At 70.1% G+C, this 18820-nt stretch carries 33 protein-coding genes; 29 read left to right on the top strand and 4 right to left on the bottom strand.

Features of this window, described 5'->3' with window-relative positions; all coding sequences use genetic code 11:
• Positions 1 to 281: 281 nt before the first annotated feature.
• From MQP27_RS49845 to MQP27_RS49830, 4 genes are all read right to left on the bottom strand, one after another.
• Positions 282 to 419 (bottom strand): hypothetical protein, encoded by a 138-nt coding sequence (locus MQP27_RS49845; RefSeq protein WP_242778976.1) that lies wholly within the window; start codon positions 417 to 419, stop codon positions 282 to 284.
• Between the two features lie 9 nt (positions 420 to 428).
• Positions 429 to 689, bottom strand: coding sequence for a hypothetical protein (locus tag MQP27_RS49840; RefSeq protein WP_242778973.1), 261 nt, complete (start codon positions 687 to 689; stop codon positions 429 to 431).
• 134 nt (positions 690 to 823) lie between these two features.
• A complete protein-coding gene (locus MQP27_RS49835) occupies positions 824 to 1048 on the bottom strand; it encodes a hypothetical protein (RefSeq protein ID WP_242778970.1) in 225 nt (74 codons plus the stop codon).
• A 14-nt stretch (positions 1049 to 1062) separates the two neighbouring features.
• The gene (locus MQP27_RS49830; RefSeq protein WP_242778967.1) at positions 1063 to 1422 is read right to left on the bottom strand and encodes a hypothetical protein; all 360 of its coding nucleotides are present in this window, start codon (positions 1420 to 1422) and stop codon (positions 1063 to 1065) included.
• Positions 1423 to 1641: 219 nt separating this feature from the next.
• Here MQP27_RS49830 and MQP27_RS49825 point away from each other — a divergent pair, with 219 nt between their 5' ends.
• The 29 genes from MQP27_RS49825 (at position 1642) to MQP27_RS49690 (ending at position 18808) form a co-directional block, all read left to right on the top strand.
• On the top strand, positions 1642 to 2166 hold the full coding sequence (locus MQP27_RS49825) for a hypothetical protein (protein ID WP_242778965.1): 525 nt from the start codon (positions 1642 to 1644) through the stop codon (positions 2164 to 2166).
• Between the two features lie 53 nt (positions 2167 to 2219).
• Positions 2220 to 3251, top strand: coding sequence for an AAA family ATPase (locus tag MQP27_RS49820; RefSeq protein ID WP_242778962.1), 1032 nt, complete (start codon positions 2220 to 2222; stop codon positions 3249 to 3251).
• Positions 3252 to 3541: 290 nt separating this feature from the next.
• The gene (locus MQP27_RS49815; RefSeq protein ID WP_242778959.1) at positions 3542 to 3721 is read left to right on the top strand and encodes a helix-turn-helix domain-containing protein; all 180 of its coding nucleotides are present in this window, start codon (positions 3542 to 3544) and stop codon (positions 3719 to 3721) included.
• 89 nt (positions 3722 to 3810) lie between these two features.
• On the top strand, positions 3811 to 4188 hold the full coding sequence (locus tag MQP27_RS49810) for a hypothetical protein (protein ID WP_242778956.1): 378 nt from the start codon (positions 3811 to 3813) through the stop codon (positions 4186 to 4188).
• A 43-nt stretch (positions 4189 to 4231) separates the two neighbouring features.
• Positions 4232 to 4492: a hypothetical protein gene (locus tag MQP27_RS49805; RefSeq protein WP_242778953.1), complete on the top strand. Its 261-nt coding sequence runs from the start codon at positions 4232 to 4234 to the stop codon at positions 4490 to 4492.
• Positions 4489 to 5148, top strand: coding sequence for a WhiB family transcriptional regulator (locus MQP27_RS49800; protein WP_308290100.1), 660 nt, complete (start codon positions 4489 to 4491; stop codon positions 5146 to 5148). Before MQP27_RS49805 ends, MQP27_RS49800 begins: the two co-directional genes overlap by 4 nt.
• A gap of 343 nt (positions 5149 to 5491) precedes the next feature.
• The gene (locus MQP27_RS49795; protein WP_242778950.1) at positions 5492 to 5926 is read left to right on the top strand and encodes a hypothetical protein; all 435 of its coding nucleotides are present in this window, start codon (positions 5492 to 5494) and stop codon (positions 5924 to 5926) included.
• Positions 5927 to 6227: 301 nt separating this feature from the next.
• Positions 6228 to 6668, top strand: coding sequence for a DUF6221 family protein (locus MQP27_RS49790; RefSeq protein WP_242778947.1), 441 nt, complete (start codon positions 6228 to 6230; stop codon positions 6666 to 6668).
• A complete protein-coding gene (locus MQP27_RS49785; protein ID WP_242778944.1) occupies positions 6665 to 7093 on the top strand; it encodes a hypothetical protein in 429 nt (142 codons plus the stop codon). Before MQP27_RS49790 ends, MQP27_RS49785 begins: the two co-directional genes overlap by 4 nt.
• 286 nt (positions 7094 to 7379) lie before the next feature.
• The gene (locus MQP27_RS49780; RefSeq protein WP_242778941.1) at positions 7380 to 8585 is read left to right on the top strand and encodes a hypothetical protein; all 1206 of its coding nucleotides are present in this window, start codon (positions 7380 to 7382) and stop codon (positions 8583 to 8585) included.
• Between the two features lie 13 nt (positions 8586 to 8598).
• Entirely contained in the window at positions 8599 to 9105 is a 507-nt protein-coding gene (locus MQP27_RS49775) for a hypothetical protein (RefSeq protein WP_242778939.1), read from the top strand.
• Entirely contained in the window at positions 9098 to 9883 is a 786-nt protein-coding gene (locus MQP27_RS49770) for a DciA family protein (protein ID WP_242778936.1), read from the top strand. The genes MQP27_RS49775 and MQP27_RS49770 overlap by 8 nt, the downstream gene beginning before the upstream one ends.
• A gap of 11 nt (positions 9884 to 9894) precedes the next feature.
• Positions 9895 to 10200 (top strand): hypothetical protein, encoded by a 306-nt coding sequence (locus tag MQP27_RS49765; protein ID WP_242778933.1) that lies wholly within the window; start codon positions 9895 to 9897, stop codon positions 10198 to 10200.
• Positions 10201 to 10202: 2 nt separating this feature from the next.
• Entirely contained in the window at positions 10203 to 10535 is a 333-nt protein-coding gene (locus MQP27_RS49760) for a hypothetical protein (protein WP_242778930.1), read from the top strand.
• A 69-nt stretch (positions 10536 to 10604) separates the two neighbouring features.
• Positions 10605 to 10772 carry a hypothetical protein gene (locus MQP27_RS49755; protein WP_242778927.1) on the top strand — a complete coding sequence of 56 codons (168 nt, stop codon included), beginning with the start codon at positions 10605 to 10607 and terminating at the stop codon, positions 10770 to 10772.
• A 115-nt stretch (positions 10773 to 10887) separates the two neighbouring features.
• Positions 10888 to 11562, top strand: coding sequence for a ParA family protein (locus MQP27_RS51865; RefSeq protein WP_242778924.1), 675 nt, complete (start codon positions 10888 to 10890; stop codon positions 11560 to 11562).
• Positions 11562 to 12701: a ParB/RepB/Spo0J family partition protein gene (locus tag MQP27_RS49745; RefSeq protein ID WP_242778921.1), complete on the top strand. Its 1140-nt coding sequence runs from the start codon at positions 11562 to 11564 to the stop codon at positions 12699 to 12701. Before MQP27_RS51865 ends, MQP27_RS49745 begins: the two co-directional genes overlap by 1 nt.
• Before the next feature lie 809 nt (positions 12702 to 13510).
• Positions 13511 to 13867 (top strand): hypothetical protein, encoded by a 357-nt coding sequence (locus MQP27_RS49740; protein ID WP_242778918.1) that lies wholly within the window; start codon positions 13511 to 13513, stop codon positions 13865 to 13867.
• A gap of 241 nt (positions 13868 to 14108) precedes the next feature.
• Positions 14109 to 14651 (top strand): hypothetical protein, encoded by a 543-nt coding sequence (locus tag MQP27_RS49735; protein WP_242778915.1) that lies wholly within the window; start codon positions 14109 to 14111, stop codon positions 14649 to 14651.
• 128 nt (positions 14652 to 14779) lie between these two features.
• Positions 14780 to 15040, top strand: a complete 261-nt coding sequence (locus MQP27_RS49730) for a hypothetical protein (protein WP_242778912.1) — start codon at positions 14780 to 14782, stop codon at positions 15038 to 15040.
• Between the two features lie 200 nt (positions 15041 to 15240).
• Positions 15241 to 15606, top strand: a complete 366-nt coding sequence (locus tag MQP27_RS49725; protein WP_242778911.1) for a hypothetical protein — start codon at positions 15241 to 15243, stop codon at positions 15604 to 15606.
• A 102-nt stretch (positions 15607 to 15708) separates the two neighbouring features.
• Positions 15709 to 16032 (top strand): hypothetical protein, encoded by a 324-nt coding sequence (locus MQP27_RS49720; protein WP_242778908.1) that lies wholly within the window; start codon positions 15709 to 15711, stop codon positions 16030 to 16032.
• Between the two features lie 15 nt (positions 16033 to 16047).
• Positions 16048 to 16311, top strand: coding sequence for a hypothetical protein (locus MQP27_RS49715; RefSeq protein WP_242778905.1), 264 nt, complete (start codon positions 16048 to 16050; stop codon positions 16309 to 16311).
• A complete protein-coding gene (locus MQP27_RS51300) occupies positions 16290 to 16415 on the top strand; it encodes a hypothetical protein (RefSeq protein WP_278197445.1) in 126 nt (41 codons plus the stop codon). Before MQP27_RS49715 ends, MQP27_RS51300 begins: the two co-directional genes overlap by 22 nt.
• Complete coding sequence (locus tag MQP27_RS49710; protein ID WP_242778902.1) at positions 16412 to 17170, top strand: hypothetical protein; 759 nt, start codon at positions 16412 to 16414, stop codon at positions 17168 to 17170. The genes MQP27_RS51300 and MQP27_RS49710 overlap by 4 nt, the downstream gene beginning before the upstream one ends.
• On the top strand, positions 17167 to 17658 hold the full coding sequence (locus MQP27_RS49705; protein ID WP_242778899.1) for a hypothetical protein: 492 nt from the start codon (positions 17167 to 17169) through the stop codon (positions 17656 to 17658). Before MQP27_RS49710 ends, MQP27_RS49705 begins: the two co-directional genes overlap by 4 nt.
• Positions 17651 to 17953: a hypothetical protein gene (locus tag MQP27_RS49700; RefSeq protein WP_242778896.1), complete on the top strand. Its 303-nt coding sequence runs from the start codon at positions 17651 to 17653 to the stop codon at positions 17951 to 17953. The genes MQP27_RS49705 and MQP27_RS49700 overlap by 8 nt, the downstream gene beginning before the upstream one ends.
• On the top strand, positions 17946 to 18320 hold the full coding sequence (locus tag MQP27_RS49695) for a hypothetical protein (protein WP_242778893.1): 375 nt from the start codon (positions 17946 to 17948) through the stop codon (positions 18318 to 18320). Before MQP27_RS49700 ends, MQP27_RS49695 begins: the two co-directional genes overlap by 8 nt.
• On the top strand, positions 18317 to 18808 hold the full coding sequence (locus MQP27_RS49690) for a hypothetical protein (RefSeq protein ID WP_242778890.1): 492 nt from the start codon (positions 18317 to 18319) through the stop codon (positions 18806 to 18808). The genes MQP27_RS49695 and MQP27_RS49690 overlap by 4 nt, the downstream gene beginning before the upstream one ends.
• Positions 18809 to 18820 lie beyond the last annotated feature (12 nt).

Below are 18820 nucleotides of genomic sequence, written 5' to 3'. Positions count from 1 at the left end.
CACTCCACCAGGGGAAGTCGCGCGCGGCAGGCCCGCACGGTTCCGCCGGTCTCCACCACGACGGGCTGTCGGGGGTGGGGGCTTCCGAAGTTTTACTGAAAGATCACGGTGATGCGTGGAAGGGGCTCGGCCGGGCCCCTCCCTCAGGCTGTGAGATCACGCTATGCCGAGAACGCGGGTTTGTCTGAGGCGCCTTCCCCCCGGTGTGGCGGCGCGGGAGACGTCGGGCAACGAAGCCGGCGCCCGGCCGTGGATGGCGGGCGCCGGCGTGAGGGGGGTGGTCAGAAGTCGGTCCCGGGGATCGCCTCGTCGGGCCGCTCGGTGTCCTGGCCCAGGGTTCGGCACACGACGCACTCGTGGTCGAACTCGGTGGCCTCGTGGCACAGGTTGATCTGCTCGTCGGTGAACTGGTCGAACACGCTGAACTCCTAGTCGCACTCGGGGCAATCGGGCTGGTGGTACTCAGCGTCGTCGGGGCAGGTACAGGTGGGGGTGTCCGGCTTCGAGCAGCCGGGCTCGTGCGGGGCAGCCGCGCAGCACCGGGAGCAGTCGCAGTCCCGGGTACGGGCCAGGAACGGCGGGCTGCACGGCCCGGGGTGGTCGACGGGCGCCCACACACGCGACGGCGTCGCCTCCTCAGCGGCCGCCAGAGCGGCGAGGCCTTCCCGGATCTGCTCAGTGCTGTTCATGCGGTGCATTCTCCCTGGTCGCGTACGGGTCTTGATCGGTGGAGAGCAAATCGGCTACGCTGCGCGTGCGCGTTGCGTGTGATCAAAGGCCACCAACTCCCGTGCGGAGCCGGTGGCCTTCTGCATGTCCGGGGTCAACGCCTCGGCAGGGCGAGGCAGTCGGAGCACCAGCGCTCACCCGGCTTGTCCAGGCTGATCGGGACGTCCTGCTTCGGGCCCGGCATGACGATGCCTTCCGTGTCGCTGCACGCGATGGGGTGGAAGTCGCACTGGCCGTCGCAGCGCCCTGCGGACTTGTGCCAGACCAGGACGTCGGTCCGGCCGTCGGCTGCTCGTACGCGTTCGGAGGTGGCCAGCATGGTGTTCCTTCCGGTCAGGCGGCCAGGCGGTGCGCGGCGCGCTCGAAGCGGGCGGCCGCGGTGAGGTCCTTCGGGCGGTACACCGAGAGGCGGGCGGCGAAGGTGCTCACGTCGTACGGCTTGGCGGGCACCAGCTTCCGCGTGCGGCCCTTCAGCTTCACGGGGGCCTGGACGGTGGCATCGGCCTGTACGCCGCGGGAGAAGGCGCCGGCGTAGCGCTTGGCGGTGGTGTCGTCGAGGCCTGCGGCGACGAGGTGGGTGCGGGCGGTCTGGGGGAGGCCGGTGGCGACCTGCCGGTGGGCGCGGTGTGCGGCGCGGGTCTGGGCGCTGCGGGTGCGGATGGTCTGCCGGGCGCTGCGGCTGCTGGCCTTCATCGGGTCCCCCTCGCTGCTGTGGTGATGTGTCCACAGTAGAGCAAGACCCATTGCTTAGCAATACGTTGTGCCGTATGGTTGTGACCACCGAACACCGGAAGCCCACCCCCGGGCCATGACTTAGCAATGCCTGAAGGAGATGATGGAGTGGCCAACGCCCCCACGCGCCACCCGCCCAACCGAAGGGAGGGTCGGCGCCCTTCGAGAGGATCCCGCCTCGTGCCGATCAGCCGAGACGACCAGCAGCGTGTCGACAACCTCCACAAGGCCGCCGCGCACCTGCGTGAGACCGGGAAGCCGGAGCTGGCGGAGACCGTCGAGTTCGTGCTGACCAGTGACGGCCGCCGCTTCATCAACAACCTGGCGTGGAAGCCTCGCGAGCAGGAGGTGCCGAATCTGGCGATGCAGATGCCGGAGACGCTGCGCGGCGACATCAAGTCGAAGGCTGCGCGGGCTGGGGCGAATCTGGAGGCGGAGGCGGCGCGGGCGTTGGAGGAGTTTGTGGCGGGCCGGTTCACGCCGGCGCAGCCGGTGCGTTCGAAGCCGGGTGAGACGCCGAAGAAGGTGAACTTGAACGTGCGCGTGCGCGCGGACCTCCGGGCACAGGCCGATGAGGTTGGCCGGCAGCTTTTGGAGGAGGGGGAGCTGGATTGGGCTCCCAGGTCGTCGCACGTGATCGTGGCGTGGTTCATGGACCGGGTGGCGGAGGACTTCGTGAACCCGATCCGTAAGCAGCAGTCGTAGCGGGTGTGGCCGGCTGGTCCGGCCCCCGCGGAACAATCTTGTAGGAGACCTCAATGCCTCAGGGCACGGAGGCCCTCGCCGGCACGTTGGCGGAGGGCCCGACCTCGCACACCCAAAACCAGGCAGACGGGCTGGACTTCGTGGACGCTTCACGCCCCGCGACCAACGCCTTCATCGCGCTCACTGGCCCGGCGAACGCGGGCAAGACGTACACCGCGCTGGCCATGGCCACCGGCATGGGGACCACGATCGGCGTGTGTGACACCGAGCGCGGCCGTGCCAGCCACTATGCGGGCCTGTTCCCGTTCAAGCATCTGCGGATGCCGGACTTCCGTCCGCAGACCCTGGTGCGGGCCCTGGCGGTCGGCGCGCGGCGGGGTATCGACGTGATGGTCATCGACTCGGGGACGCACTACTGGTCCGGCCGGGGCGGTGTCCTGGAGCAGGTTGACCGCACGACCAGCAACTCCCGGTCCGGGAACGCGTTCACGTCCGGCTGGAAGTCCGTGAAGCCGGTCGAGCACGAGATGTGGGACGCGGTGATGGCCTACCCGGGGCACGTCATCATGACGCTGCGGGTGAAGACCGCGTACGAGCTGGTGACGAACAAGAACGGCGGGGTCGAGCCGAAGAAGGTCGGCCTGAAGCCGGACCAGCGGGCGGACGCGGAGTACGAGTTCGACTTCGTGGGCGACCTGGATATGGAGCACACGATGACGGTGTCGAAGTGCTCGTACCCGGGTCTGTTCGAGTCGGGTGAGCGGATCGAGCTGCCGAACACGGAGACCGGGCACCGGATCGTGAAGTGGCTGGCCGAGGGCACGCCGATGCCGACGGTGCAGGACTACGTGGACCGTGTGATGAACCCGGAGTCGACGTACGAGCAGTGCCTGGCCCTGTACCGGGGGGAGCTGTCGCAGCGGGGTCTGCTGGGTGCGGCGCTGTTCGCCCCGGACACCGGGGAGCAGACGACGCTGGGCGGGCTGATCGCCCGTATCGGCGGGATGCGGAAGGCCGCCGCCGAGGGAGCTCCGGCCACGTCTCAGGCCGCGCAGGGCGGCAACACGGAAGGGAACGCCGCCTGATGCCCGCCCTGGTGACCACGCCGGAGGAGATTGAGCGTCTCCTCCGGGCCGGGCACAGTGATCTGGCGGTGCACCGGGCGACGGGAGCCGCGCGCAGCACGGTGGCCCGGCACCGCAAACGTCTGGGGCTTCCCGGCTACCGGATGAATGCGGACAGCCCGTCGTGTCGTCACGGTCATCCGTTCCCGGAGAACCGGGCCTTCCAGGCGAACGGCTGGATGTACTGCCTGGGCTGTTCCCGGGAGCGCAGTCGCCGGGCGCCCGGGTATCGGGCTGTGGAGCCGGATGAGATGGCTATCGAGCGTGCGGTCGCTGGGGATCCGCCGGAGCGGTTGACGCCGCGTGAGCGGGCCGCGGCCGTACGCAAGCTGAGCGAGCGTGGCCTGTCGGCCGAGGAGATCGCCGAGCACGTCCGGTGCTCGCCCCGCAACGTGTACTACCTGCGCAGCACCTTCCGTAGGGCTGCCTGAACTGTCCGGCTTTCTGGCCGTAAGTCCCCGTCCTGGGGCGCCTCGCACCACCTCACCCACATCCGGCTGTCGCCGAACGGAGCTGAACCATGTCTGCTGCCCGAATCCTGGGGTCTGCGTACCCCGTCCTGCTGCTCGTCGCCCTACTGGTGGTCGCCGTTGTCGGCGGCGTGCTGGCGGTGCGCAGGGAGCGTAAGAGCCCGTCGTCGTACGAGCTGCCGGAGCCGGCCGGTGATCTGGCGTGGTGGGCGGCGCTGCCCACGGAGTCGCAGGCGGAGATGGACGATCTGGTGTTGGGGCCGGGTGCGCGGTTGCGGCAGACGCCTCAGGAGGCCGTGCAGGAGCGGCTGGAGGCGGCTGACCGGGCGTTCCTGGATCCGGCGGCGCAGGCCGCGCTGGATGAAGAGGACGCGGCGCGTGAGGCCGCCCAGCGCCTGGCCCAGGTGAACGCCCTGTACCACCCCTGACCTGTCCGTTCCGTCTGGCACACCACCCGAGGAGGTGAGCGTCGTGCCAGCTCTGCTTGTTGTGGCCGCGCTCGCCGCCCTCACGGTGGCGGGTGTGGCCCTCTACCGGCTGCACCAGTTGAGGCGCGCTCTGATCGCGGAGCGCGCCTCAGCGCGTATCGCGGGCCGCATGCAGGCCCGTGACCTGGACGCGTTCCGGCGTCGGGTCGCCGAACTCATGCAGGAGCGTGCCGTCCTCGCCGAGGCGGAGCGCGTCCTGGATACCGCTCTCGCTACACACCGCCCGGAAGGGGGACCTTCGTGACCCAGTCGAAGCGTTTGGGCTCGTACACCGCCCGCCAGAACCTGATGACGCATCCTCGCTACCGGTATCGGGGGTGTGCTCCGGATGTGGATGATCCGGCGGTGGCGGCGGGGGACAACTCGGTGCCGGTGACGGCGTGGGAGGCGCCGGATGTGGATGGCGGGGAAGCACAGGCGGATCGGGTGCGCCGTCAGGAGGCGGCGATCGAGGTGTGTGTGGAGTGCCCGGTGATGGTGCAGTGCATGGCGTATGGGGCGTCGCTGAATGCCGCGGGGAGGTTGGCGGTGCCGCACGGGATTCTGGGCGGGTTGACGGCGCTGGAGCGGCACAAGGCGTTCGTGCGGGAGCGGCAGGAGAAGCCGGCTGTGGTGGAGCCGGCGCCGGACGTGCAGTTGAAGACGGAGCAGAAGCTGGCCGTCCTGCGGGCCCTGGCGGTGCATGAGGCGCCGGAAGCGGTCGCGGCCGCGGCGGGCGTGGACGTCCGTACGGCGCAGTGGCAGCGTTCCCGGCTGACCACGCAGTTGGGGTTGCCGAAGACCGCGACGCGCGTGCAGGTGCTCGAGGCCGCGGTCGCGCGCGGGCTGCTGGAGGTGGGCGAAGTGGCCGGCCAGCTGTCCCTGTTCCCGTCCGTGCTCGTGCTGGAGGCTGCCGCGTGACGACGATCGTGCGCGCGACGTGCCCTGGGTGCGGGCAGCCCCACCAGGTGACCATCGCCGGGGTGTTCCGTCGCCACCGGCGCGGGCAGATCACCTGTCCTGGTGCCGGGCAGCGGGCCCCCGGCGTCACACCGCCGGCGTCCAATCGGGGCGCCACCGGGCTCACCGGCACGCCGCCGCCCGACGAACCGGCTGCGGGCCGTTCCTGCGACGGCGGGTACTGCGACGCCCCTTCCGTCGGCTGGCGTCTGTTCCGCGGTCAGCGCGAGTGGCTGCCCGTGTGCGGCCTCCACATGGACGGCCCGGCCGGGCGAACCCGTGTCTATGACCCTGAGGACCTGGCATGACGACGACCCCGGAGACCGAGCCGGCGGTGGATGTGCCGTATGCGGACGCCGTGTTGGCGGCGCGGGCGATGTCCAGCGCGGTGTTCCTGGCGGGTCTGATCGCGAACGGCCAGTTGGAGACCGTCGGTCGTCCGGACCGGCTGCCGCAGGACTTGTTCCCGCACGTTGACGCGGACGTGGTGCAGGCGATCTGGGATCGGGCATTGGCGGTGGGTCTGCATGCGGGGCGGGTGTCGGCGTCGCCGCGTCTGCACCGGGATCAGCTTGCGCGGGTGCAGGGGCAGTTCGAGGCGATCGGGTTCGAGGCGATGGCCCGGTCGGTGGGCCGGTCGCGGAGGTTGGTTGCTGCGCATCCGGCGGACGGTGAGGGCGCCCGTGCGCGGGCTGATGGTGTGACAAGTCCGACGAGCGACACGAGGGAAGGGACCTGAGACAGATGAGCACGTCAACGGGTAGGCTACGCCTAGCGCTTGAAGTCCGGTCAGTTGCGAGGCTGGGCGTCAAGGGCCCGACAAAGTCGGAAGCCCCCGCTGCCACTGTGGTGGCGGTCCCGGTTTGCGAAGCCGGAACGCGAGGGCTGACGACACCACACCGTTCTCCAACAGATGAAGGTGCCGCCATGGCAGAGCGTACCCGGGTATCCGGGCTATCAGACAGTGGGACCCGAGACACCGGCGTGAAGATCACACCGCCGACGCACTCGGACCCTGTCACTTCTACCGTCACCGTCGCATGACCGCCCAGGGCGAGGACATCCTCGCCTGGCTGGACAACGCCATCTCCGTACGTGAGACAGCTGCGACCGAGGCCGCCGCTCCGTACGGCGGGCGCTGGGTGCAGGGTTTCCCGGAGCAACACAAGGACCCGGACATGCGATACGGCTGGGCCCAGGACATGGTGCACCTGTCCCAGAACGACCCGCACATCGCGTACCAGTGCCTCAGCGGCGAGATCGCCGCCCACACGGTCCTCAACGATCCCGAGTCGGTTCTGCGCCGCTGTGCCGCCGACCGGAAGCTGATCGGTCAGCACGGCCCGTGGAACGTCAGGGACAGGGCCTGCCGAGGGTGCGGGCTGAACAACCAGGACGAGCAGCGCATTGCCGACTACGCAGACTGCCCTGTCCTGAACGGGATCGCTGAGGGCTACGGCTGGACGGGGGGCGAGCGGTGAGCGCCGACAACCTCTCCCTGAGCGACATCCGCGCCGAGCTGCACCGCCTGGTGGCCATCGCCGACAGCGCGGAGCGCCCGAAGCCTGACGTCGTCAACCCGCCCGAGCACGGCATGGCCGGGTACGAGTGGCGGGTCGTGCAGGAGGCGCCGTTCGCTTCCCGGCCGCCGGTGTGGGTCGTGCGTACGGTCGACGACTCGGAGCACCGCGAGTGCGTGTACGTCGCCCAGCCGGACCCCTACGTGACCTACGACTGGGAACGCCAGCTCGACTTCGTCCCCATGTTCCCCACGGAGGCCCGCCGCCTCGCGATGGCGCTGCTTGCGGCTGCCGACCGTGCCGACTCCGTCAGCCAGGGCGTTACCAGTCTGGCCGCCCGGCGGACGCAGAAGACCGATCCACCTGAGAGGAAGCAGATGACGTAGCCCTTGCTGGGCGGGAGATTCCTCGACCGCCTGGCCGCTTTCCCGGTCTGGTGCGCCAACACCTTCCGGGCCTCTGCGGCCCTCGTACCATGGATCGGACGCCAATCCGATCTAAGGCCCGCCGGGCGCCAACCCGAGCGAGCGACTTGCAGGTCCACCCCGGACCAGAACACCCACCGAAGTGGGGGCCCTTTTGTGCCTTCGCATCACGAAGACGGGATACATAGTGCCTGAGCGCACCCCTACTTGTCAGCTTGGACATACACCGTGTGACGATTCGCGAGGAATGTCCACCACTTCGGCTGTCGACACGTCGACTTTCTGGCCCGTTCTCGGCGCCGCACAGGAGGTCGAACACACTGCCTCCCGCTGGAGCGCACCCCGCAAATGGCTCACCGCAGTGCGGTGGCTCATCGGGTCCGGCCTCCACCCGAAGGCCAACGCCACCACCCTCCGCGTCGCCGAGGACCTCGCCGCGCGCATGGACTACAGCACCGGGCACGCCCGCTACTGCGAGGCTGACATGGTCGCCCGCACCAGCATCCCCCGGGCCACCCTGTACCGGCACGTCGGCTACCTCCGCGAGCTCGGCGCACTCGCCTACGTCCGGCACGGAAGCCGGAAGAACATCCGGGCCGCGATGGGTCTCAAGGGCTACGCCGCCACCGCCACCGAGTACGCAGCCGTCATCCCCGCCACCTACGACCACGCCATGGGCCACCGGATCGTCGGCACGGGCTACCGGGCGCGGATCGTCATCGACATGCGGAACCAGGCCCCGAAGCCTGTGGATACCGCCGGTAACCCGCCTGTAGAAAACCCTGCTGAGCCGGGCCTTGAGACCCCTTCCCTTACCTGGGTAGAGGAAGACGGAAAGCGGAAGGTAGTGGGGGGTAGTAACTACACCTCGCAGCAGACTGCGAGCCGAGACCGCGCATCGATCCCGCAGCAGAAGTCCAAGAGCAACAGCGGCAGCAAGAGCGGGAGGCACGCCCTCCAGGTCGCCCAGGACATCCGCATCGCCGCCCAAGTCCGTCCTCTGGTGACCTGGACGCAGCGCGTCCCCCTCCGCCCGCTGGCTTTCTGTCTGCGCCCCCTCATCGACCGCGGCATGGACGCGTACGGCATCGCCGCCTACCTCAACGGCCTGTGCACCGGCGGGCGGTGGCGTCCCCGCCGCCCGGCCGCGTACATCCGTACCGTCCTCGCCGACCGCCAGCAGGCCGGCCACAAGCGCGACCAGGAGGCCGTCCGGTATGAGCGGGAGAACCCGGTCTCCGGTGCCTTCCGGGCCACGATCAGCGCCCAGCACGCCTTCCAGGCCGCTCTCAAGGAGGGCATCGCTCTCTATCAGCAGCAGATGAGCGCCCGCGGCCACGAAGACCTCTGCACCCCCCACCTCGCCCCGGCTATCGAGCACACCGAAGAGGAGGCCGCCGCCGACATGGCCGCCTTCCTCGGCACCAACACCGTCCTCACCCCCGCCTTCTGACAGGAGACCGACCATGACCAACCCGGCATCAGACCAGGACTTCGACGGCTGCCACCGAGCATGCCGAGCCAAGGGCAAGCACTCGCTGATCTGGGGCGGCTGCGAGCACGCGACGCCGCCCGAGCCCACGGTCAGCATGTCCGTGGTCTACGACGACACCGACGGCCACAAGTCGATCGGCTTCGACATGTACACCGTGCCGCAGCTCGCCGAACTCATCGAGCCCGCCCTGCGCACAATCAGGATCCGGCTCGGGCCCAATGCGCTGGCGCTGCTGGAGCGCGGCCAAGAGGTCCAGCTGTCCGCAGGCGAGTACGCGTCCCTCGCTCTCGCGGCGGCCGACGCGATCATGCACCGCAACGACAAGCGGCAGCCCAAGACCGAGGCGCAGCTGGGGTGCGTGCTGTGTGGCCACCTCACCTGCATGGGCGGCAAGCCCTGCGGCGTGGTTTCCACCGAACGCGGAGAACTGGCCGAACCGTGCGGATGCGTGGGCGTCAAGGAGGAGAGCCGTGGCTGAGCCTGAACTGTCCGGCGTCGACCTCGCCCGCTCCGCGCTCCTCGCCGCACGCGCCGCCGCCAAGAACGCCCCCACGCAGCCGCAGAAGAAGCGCACCGGACCCGGCCGACGTATCACCCGCACCGGTGGCCGCGACCCCATCGGCCTCGCCGCCGCCATCACCAGCATGATGGGCGACCGCGGCTGGGAACCACCCGAGCCCGGCGGCAGCATCCTCGACCAATGGCCCACGATCGCCCCCGAGTTGGTCGGGAAGGTGGCCGCGGAACGCTACGAACACGACACCGGCGTTCTCCACCTCCGGCCCGCCTCACCCGCCTACGCCACCCAGCTCCGCCTCCACCAAACCCAGATCCTGCGCACCATCCACGAGAAGACCGGCGGCCAGTCCGTGCGCGCCCTGCGCATCCTCACCCCCGGCACGCCCGCGCTCGCCGCCGAGCCGAGTCCGGAGCAGCGTCCGGCCGCCGTCCCCGAGGCCCCGGTGAAGACCCGCCAGGACGGCTGCCCCGGCTACCAGGACGCCATCGCCGTCGCCCTCGAGCACCGGCCGCCCACACCGCCCGTCGACCCGTACGTGGAGGAGGCCATGCGCCGCCAGGAGGCCGCCCTCCGCGCCAACCGGCAGCCCGAGACCGAGCACCGCGACGCCGAATGGGCGCAAGACACTGGCAGGCCGGCTGCGGGCAGCGTGGAGGAATCCCTCGCCCGCGCACGCGCTTACGCCCGCACCCAGCGCGCCGGCCAGACCCCGCGCCGAGCCTTCGACGTCGCCTGAGGAGGAACACCATGGCCAAGCCAGACCCGCCCTGCCCGAACGCAGCCCAGCACACCCCACAGCCCCGCGCCTACGTCGGCTGGCACCTGTGGGCCGAACAGATGGGCCGCACCCACAACCAGAAACGCTGCACAGGATGCGGCCTCTTCAAGATCTGGGAGCCCCGGCCCGACGCACCCGACCTGCCGCCCGTCGACTACCGGCTCCTCCACAAGGAATGCCTCTGCTGCGACGGCGAAACCGTCGGCTGCGACTGCCGCTGGTGCAAGCACAACCTGCGGAAACTGGCCGCCATCACCCACCCCAAGGAGACGTAACCATGGACCCCTTCGCCCCGCTCGGCCGCTTCATGGACGACCAGCAGCGAGTCTGCAACTACTCACCCGGCGACACCCCGGACAACGACTGCGGCGCCGAGGGCACCTGGCACGTCATGTGGAACGTCGCCGCGGAAGTCAGCTTCGCCTGCGACCCGCACATGGACCGAGCCCGAAGCCGCTACGTATTCGTCGACTCCCACCAGACCGGCCCCGACTGCGGGATGCCCGGGGCACTGTGGGACCTCGACGGCCAGCGGTGCGTCTACCCCAACGAGCCCAGCGCCGCGGCAGCGATGGCTGAGTTGCCAGCCAGTGTGCAGGGCACCCCTTGAGCGGGGGCAACGCCGCGGCGGATCTGGCGCACCCTGTACGAGATCACCCCGTACGGACCGGAGCAGCCGATGAAGACCACCACCCTCCCCTCGCACTGCCTGCCCGGAGCCCTCGCGCCCGCCCAGCCGGTCATCCCCCGACCCCTGTGGGAACGCCACCAGCTTTTCCAGGAGCCGCAGTTCCCCGACAGCCTGGGTCTTGAGGACGACGGGCCGGAGGACGACAGCGAGGACTGACCGCCGCTCCGGTTTACCGCGGTAAACCGGCAGGCCTCGCCGACCAGACGCCACCAGTCTGGAATGATGCACGGTGCCCGAAGTACCGGAACCCACGGGAAGCACACGGAGCATCATGCAATCACGCGTCCTCGTCGTCTCAACCGACCCACAAGGATCTGCCGTCTGGTGGGCCAACCGCGTCGGCGACGAACTCCCATTCGACTTCGCCCAAGCCCACGACGACCCCGCCAGCCTCGCCAACCTCCGCAACCTCGGCACCAACACGCGGATCATCGTCGTCTGCAACCAGAAAGGCGGCGTCGGCAAAACCACCGCCACCGTCAACCTCGCCGCCGTCGTCGACCACACCCTCGGCCGCGACACCACCAACGGCGTCCGCTACGTCTTCATCGACACCCCCGGCAACATCGAAGACGAAGCCCTCCTCTTCGCCGCCCTCGACGTCGCCGACGAAGCCCTCGTCCCCATGCCCCCCGAACCCCTCGTCTTCGACGCCACCGCCCGCACCATCGAAAAGGTCCTCAAGCCCCGCGGCCTCACCTACAACGTGGTCGTCAACAACTGGGACCCCCGCGACGGCCGCGCCGACCTCGACGACACCAACGCCTACATCGACGCCCAGGGCTGGCCCCGCACCCGCAGCATCATCCGCCGCTACAAGGTCCACACCCGGGCCTCCGCCGACGGCGTCGTCGTCACCCAATACCCCAAGAACCGGGTCGCCATGGAGGCCCGCGAGGACTTCTACCGCCTCGCCCTCGAGCGCGGATACGGAGGACGCAACTGATGGGCCGCCGCACCAGCCTCGCCTCCCTGGCCGGCGCCCCCGTCGAAGACGTCCCCGGACAAAGCCAGCCCCTGCTGCTGTCCCTGCCGCTGGACAAGATGGTCCCCACCCGGTTCAACCCGCGGCGCCGCTTCGGCACCGACGACGAACTCCGCGAGTTCGGCACCAAGCTCGCCAAGGAGCAGCTGCAACCCGCCGTCGTCGTCTCCCGCACCGCCTACCTCAAGCTGTGGCCGGAGGAAGCCGAGCACGTTGGCGACGCCTCCTACGTCATCGCGAACGGGGAGCGCCGCTGGCGCGCCTCCCGCCTCGCCGACCGGCCCACCCTGGAAGTCGTCCACAAGGAAGACGTCGCCTCCTCCCGCGCCGCGTTCCTGGACGCCGTACAGGCCGAGAACAACGACCGGCAGGACCTCGACCCCATCGAACGCGCCCTGGGCATCGACATCATGGTCCGCGAGCTCGGCGGCGCCGAGCAGGTCGCCGTCTACTACAACAAGACCAAGGGATGGGTCAGCCAGCAGCGCAAGCTCCTCAAACTCACCCCCGAACTGCAGGACCTGGTGGCGAGCGGGGTGATGCCGGTCCGGGTTGCCCGGGACATCGCCGGCCTGCCCGCCGAGGTGCAGTCCGTGGCCTGGGACGAGGAACTCGCCAAGCGGAAGGCCGCCAAGGAGGCAGCGGAGCAGTGGAAGACCGACGGCGCCCCCGATGAGGCCACCGCCGAGCGGCCCGGGCGGGTGTCCGCGGAGCCTCGGTTTACCGCGGTAAACCAGGGGCTGCCGACACCAGTCCCCGCGGACGCCAACGGCACGGCCCTACCGGACCGGTTTACCGCGGTAAACCGACAAGGCGACACAGCACCATCTGAGACCGCCATGCCAGCGGCTCCGGAAGCGCCAGCAGGAGTACCCGAGCAGCGCCTGGACCTGGCCGGGCAGGACAGCGAGGAGGACCAGGAGCAAGCCGACCCGCCGCCCGCCGAACCGTCCGGCGAGCGCAAGCCGGTCATGTTCCCCTACACCGACGGCGCGCTCGCCGCGCGCCTGCTCATCCAGCGGATGCCTCGTGGGGAGTTCGACACGATGGTGGACCTGCTGGCCGAGCACCGCGCCCAGCAGCAGGCGGTCGCCGGCTGACCCGACCACCCGCCGAGCCCCGCACACCCCGTACGAACTGGGTGTGCGGGGCTCGGTCGTACATGGTCAAGTTCGGTCGAAAAGGGGTGCGTTGCCGGGGTTTCGCCGTCACCCACACGCGTGATCTCCACCCGCATCCCCTTCCGCGTGCACAAAGCCGCAGGTTGGGTGTAGGTGCTGCCAGATCCTGGGGTTCTGGTGGTCGCACGGCCGGGACGGCGTGCGTGGTTCGCAGCCCACCAGGTTGGTCCCGGCCCACGCGCACAGCCACCCCCCACACCTCCCGGCCTCCCCCTTCTGCGCGGCTGCCAGACCCCGCCGAGCACCGCCGCCCGGCCGCGGGGGAAGGGTTCCGGCCCGCGTAGAGAGATCCGCGGCTACAATCGCGTCATCTGACGGGCGTGCCCGTGAGGTCTCAGGGCCCTTCCCGGCCATCAGGGTGTGTTGTCGGCAAGCCGCACCCCCGCCCGGGTGAGGGCCTTCCTCACACCCCGCACACTGCCACTCCACCGGCCTAGACCATTACAGGATCTTCACGCGTCCCCCACCAGGCCTTGACGGTGTGCAGGCATCCTGTCTACGGCCCGTCACCCTCAGGCCCAAGTTGTCTCGAAAGCGCGTCAATAGGACGTGAAAACCCGGCCACGTCTTACCGGCGGGAACGAGGAGGTGTCACAGTGGCAGCCCGCACACCGGACTGGCAGCCGGCCCGTGCGGGACACGAGGCCCGGACGACACACCGACATCCGCATCCGTCCGGGCGTACGAGGACCTTCCCACCATCTGCCGGAGGAGCGGAGCCCGCCCCTATGTCCGCAGAGCCTGCCCGCCCCAGCGGGCCCGACCGGCACCCCCTGGCGCCGGTCCTCATCCTCAACGACCGCGCCCCCCGCCGCCCCAGCAGCGAGAGGACGCACGTGCCGATCCAGCCCGGCCGGCCGCTCAGCGACCAGGAACGCCTGGCCGCGACCATGGAGGCCGTCTTCGCCCGGTCGGGCCGCTCGCTGGCCGACGAGGGCACCGCCACCGACGTCCTCATCCCCCTGGGCGAGGTGCGCGCGCTGCTGCGGGGCGCCTTCGAGAAGGGGCTGATCGGCGAGGAGGGCTACCGGGCCCTGGACGACATGCTGAAGGGCATGGAGCAGGCGCCCGCCCTGCTCGCCTGAACAACATTCAGCGCATATGCCGGGGGATGTCGTTTCTTCACATAAGTCGCGAACCTGTAACAGTGCACACACGCTGCTGATCAACTAACACAGGCTGTACCACTCCTGTGACCCGCGTGGCACGATGGGGCGTCCGGACACCGGAACACAGCTTTCCGGCCAACCCGGCGCGCGCCCCGGCACCCCCGAGTGACCGCCCGCGCCCCCGGGCCGGCCGCCAGAAGGGGACGGGGACACTCCTATGGGCCGCACCGCCGCCGTATCCGCAGCAACCTCCCTGCGCCTCCTCGCCAGCCCCGAACTCCGCCCCCGCCCCGCCCCCGTACCCGAAGCACGCCGGGCCACCGCCACCACCCCGCCCGCCCCGCTCAACCTCGGCCTGATCGACTACCTCGACGCCCACGTCACCGAGGTGGTGACGCACGTACGTTCCCTCCCCGGCGGCGATGCGGCCCCCGCACCCCGCACACCCGGCGACCTCTACGACTGGTACATCGAACACACCGCCCACGCCGACGCCGACGAGCAGGCCTGGCGCGACTACATCACCGAACGCCACGCCCTCGAACACGCCATCGCCCTCGGCGAGCACAAGGCCGTACGCCCCCACCCCTGCCCCCGCTGCGGCTGCTGGAGCCTGTTCTGGGACGACGCGGGTACGCGGGCCAGGTGCTCCATCAGCGACTGCCGTACCCCAGACGGCATGGCCTCCTCCTGGACCCTCGCCCGGCTCGCCGCGCAGAAGGTCCAGCGGACAGAAATCTGGCGCCGCAACGCAACCTGACCACCGGCCCGGTGGTCTACCAGACACCACCAACCGCACCACCACCCTCAGGCAGACCCCCACGGTCTGCCACCCGTATCGGCCGCCGGAGCTGCGAACGATGGCCGTCGATTCTGGGAGGCCAACCGATGGCCGCAGTCCACTACAGCCCACTTTCGACCGCGCTTGAGGACCCGGTCACCTACAAGGAAGCCTCCGCCCTGCTGGCGGACACCGGGCACCCCGCCTCCCCGGGGACCGTCGCCCGCTGGGTGAAGGAAGCCCGGCAGGCCGGCCAGGACATCCCGGTCACCCGGTCCGGGCGCACCGACCAGGTCTCCTGGAGCATCGTGGCGCGTCTGCACCGGGACCGTACCGCGGTGAAGCTGAGAGCCTCCGCCGCCTGGTAGCCCGCCGCTCTGCGCCTGCTGCCCTGTCTGCCCCCGTTGCCGCCTGGACCCCGCGGCCGGGGGTTTCTCACGCCATCACGCACCACCTATTGCTAAGCAATGGGATAGGGGTTACTGTGGACGTGTTGGCAGGAACAGACCCCGCACACCGGGCCTGACCTGCACCCTTACGCATCCCCACGCGCACCCTGGAGCCAGCCATGGCCGCGATCACGCACGCCCCGATCCCGTCGATCACCCTCCCGATCGCCGCCGACTACACGGCCCTCCCGCCCCACCTGCGCAACCAGTTCAGCGACCTCCTCGAAGAAGCCGACGCCGCCCAGACCGGCGACGCCTACCACCAGGCCATGATCCGGGCCTGCCTGACCATCGGAATCGCCGTCCCCGACGGACAGGACATCGCGATCTGCGACTGCCTCAACGACGGATGCGGCTGCGGCGCCATCTTCGACAGCCACCTCGACGGCGTCGTCATCACCGCCAACGCGGACCCCGGCTACAACCTCTCCGCCCTCCAGTGCCCCGACTGCGGCCACGACCACCCCCGGCCCGTCGAGGACTGACCCACCGTCTTCCGGCCCGGCCCCGGTCGAGCCCCGCCTCCCAGAGCCGGGCCGGAGCACAACCACCACCGCACCCGCACCGCCCGCAGGGGAGATTCCGTCATGACCCGCAAACTCGCCAGCCCAGCCGTCCAGGCCGAAGTCACCGCCGAATACAACGGCCTCCCCCACGCCCGCATCACCGACCGCGACGGGCACGCCGACGTCTTCACCAACGGACTCCCGGACCTCGAACTCTGGTTCATGGCCCTCGGCGGGCATTTCACCTCCCAGCCCGCCCCGGACGGCTCCGGCGTCGTGATGTGGACCCTCACCACCGACACCGACCACGGACACGGAACCCCGATCCGCGCCTGGGCCCTCGCCCTCGACACCGACCAGCTCGACGCCGACTGCGCCGACGCTATCCGCCCCCACGCCGCCTGAAAGGCCACACCAGCCATGACCACCATGACCATCGCCCCCGCCAGCAGCGGCTTCTCCGACGACGAACTCGCGCGCTTGGCCGGCCGCGCCGACGCCTACGACGACGAGACCACCGTCACCCTCGACCAGTTGGTCATCCGCGCCCGCTGGATCGCCGAGCTCCACCCCAACCTCGCCTACGCGGAGGGCTACAACGCGTACGTGCAGGGCGTCCAGCAGCACATGAACGCGCTCACCGGCCGCACCACGCACCGGACATGGCCTGGCCCGACGGCATAGCCGCCGTCCTCGGCCTCATCGCCGCCTACCTGATCATCCACCACCAGCACCGGAGCACCACCGCACAGCACACCGATCCGCAGGACGGAGAACCACACTCATGACCGCCAGGACCCGCACCGCGAAGAAGACCACCGCCGAAGCAGCCCCGGCGCCGGTGAAGAAGGCCGCCGCCGCCCGCAAGACCACCGCAGCCGCGTCCCGTCGCCCGGCCAGCAAGCGCACCCCCCGCAAGGCCGCCCCCGGCGCGCCCAAGCTGTCCCTGGTCAAGCCCCGCCGCGAACTCCCCGTCCGCGACCTGCCGTTCATGACCGACACCCAGGGCTACGCCACCTTCGCCGCCCGCCTCGTCAACATCTACACCGCGAACATCCGCGACTGGCGCGACCACCGCGACGGCACCTGCACCCGGCGCCTCCGTGACGGATCCACCCTCCACTACAACCTCACCACCCGCACCCTGACCTGGCAGGCCGTCTGCCGCATGGGCGCCACCCACCAGTACGAGCTGGGCTCCCCGTCGATGGCGTGCGCGGCCCGCCTCCACGCCGATGCCTGCAGCGAGCTGCACGCCGACCTCAGCACGGTGAAGCCGCTCACCCCGGACGAACTCGAAGCGTTGGGCCTCCTCCAGACCCCGACCTGGGCCCGCCCCGACAACCTCGGCGGCGACATCACCCAGACCATCCCCGTCCCCCTGCCCGAGCAGCGCGAGCGGGCCCTCGCCGACACCCTCGCCCACTCCAGCAACGCCACCGACGAAACCCACCCCATGTCCCTCGACGCCATCGCCGAAGGCCTCGCCCAGCGCGCCGCCGCAGCAGACGGCGAAGAGCCGAAGGAGCACCCGGAGCCGTGACCGACACACCCGAAGCCCGCATCGCAGCCATCCGCGCCCGCGCCCAGGCCGCCACCGAAGGACCCTGGCAGCGGTACGAGGAGTACGGCCCGCAGTTCTACGCCAACGTCTCCGGCGAATACCTCCGCGGTGTCGGCGACTTCAACTTCGGCGAAGGAGAGCAGGCCGAAGCCGACGAGGCGCTGGTACAGCACGCCCACCAGGACATCACCTACCTCCTCGCCCGCGTCACCGAGCTCGAAAACATCGCCGTCAACGCGAGGAAACTGGTCGGCGGCTGGAAGCAGGCCAGCGAAGAACACGCGCTATTCGCCCAGTCCAAGGTCATGGACGAGACGCCCGGCATGGCGGACAAGCAGCACGGACGCTCCGATCAGCTCGCTGACTGTGCCAACGAACTTGGGGACGTCCTGAACGGCGAAGACCCAGATGGGTGGGCGTACGGCATCGGCATGGACGTCACCGAGGCAGATGAGCGCGATGCCTGAGCCCATCGACATTCTGGAAGCCGCGTTCGCCGCGCCGGCCGCCGACATCGGCCCCACCAGCCCCCGCGACCAACTCCGCGCCGCCGCCGAACACCTGCGCCGCCAAGACGGCTTCGTCAACGGCGAGCTCTGCCTCTGGTTCGCCGACACCGCCATGCTCCACGCACCCGACGAGGCCGGAAAGACCTGCGAGCGCGACGGCGACACCTGGCCCTGCCACGACGTCAAAGCCGCCCAGAAAGTCGCCTTCGCCCTCGGCATCGGGGACGAGCCCTGGGGGTTCCCGCATGCCTGAGCACACCCCGGGCTACGTCGCCGCCCTCGCCGCCGCCCTCCACCAGGCCAACGTCGACGCTCTCAACGCCGCCCAGACCGGCGACAACCAGCTCGGCCGCGCGGTGACCAAGCACCCCGGCCTCCGCGTCTGGAACGGCGACCTCCTCCGCATCGGCCACCTCCCGAAGACCCCGTTCGCCGTGGAGTGCAACGTCCTCCTGCCCGACGGCCGGTACGTCGACATGGCGCACCACGAACACGCCCACATCGACCCCGACATCCAGCAGTGGGTGTTCTGCCGCGCGGACGCCGACGGCGCCGTCCCCATCACCATCGCCGTCACCCAAACCCGCACCGACGACCCCGAGGAAGGAGACGACCGGTGATACGCCGGCCCTGCACCACACCCCACAAGCAGGCCTACACCACCCGCGACGAAGCCGAACTACGACGCGTCGAAGACGGCATCCGCTACGGCACCGCCCTCTACCCCTACCAGTGCGTCTGCGGCCAATGGCACCTCAGCCGCAACACCGACCAGAACCTGCCCGCCTACGAGCGGCCGGACCCGGCGAACGTCACCCGCATCCGCACCCTCGACGCCGCTCAGTTCGCCGCGCTCGTCGACGCCGACGCCAAGAACACCATCGGCATCCCCGACAAGCTCGCCCTGCGCCACCCCGACAACCTCACCCGCTGGCACTGGGCCCTGAAGACCCTCCACGGCAAGGTCAGCCGCCAACTCGCCGAGGCCAGGACCTTCAGCGACCCGAACTGGCGCCAGCGCGCCGAGATCTACCGCAACAAGATCGAAACCCGGCTCGCCGAATGCCAGCGCCTCCGCACCCAAGCCACCCACACCCGCGCCGCCTAACCCAGGAGAACC

Origin of the sequence: Streptomyces cylindrosporus (assembly GCF_022698165.1) — a bacterium.
Classification (GTDB): Bacteria; Actinomycetota; Actinomycetes; order Streptomycetales; family Streptomycetaceae; genus Streptomyces; species Streptomyces cylindrosporus.
This window is presented reverse-complemented; position numbering and strand designations above follow the sequence as displayed.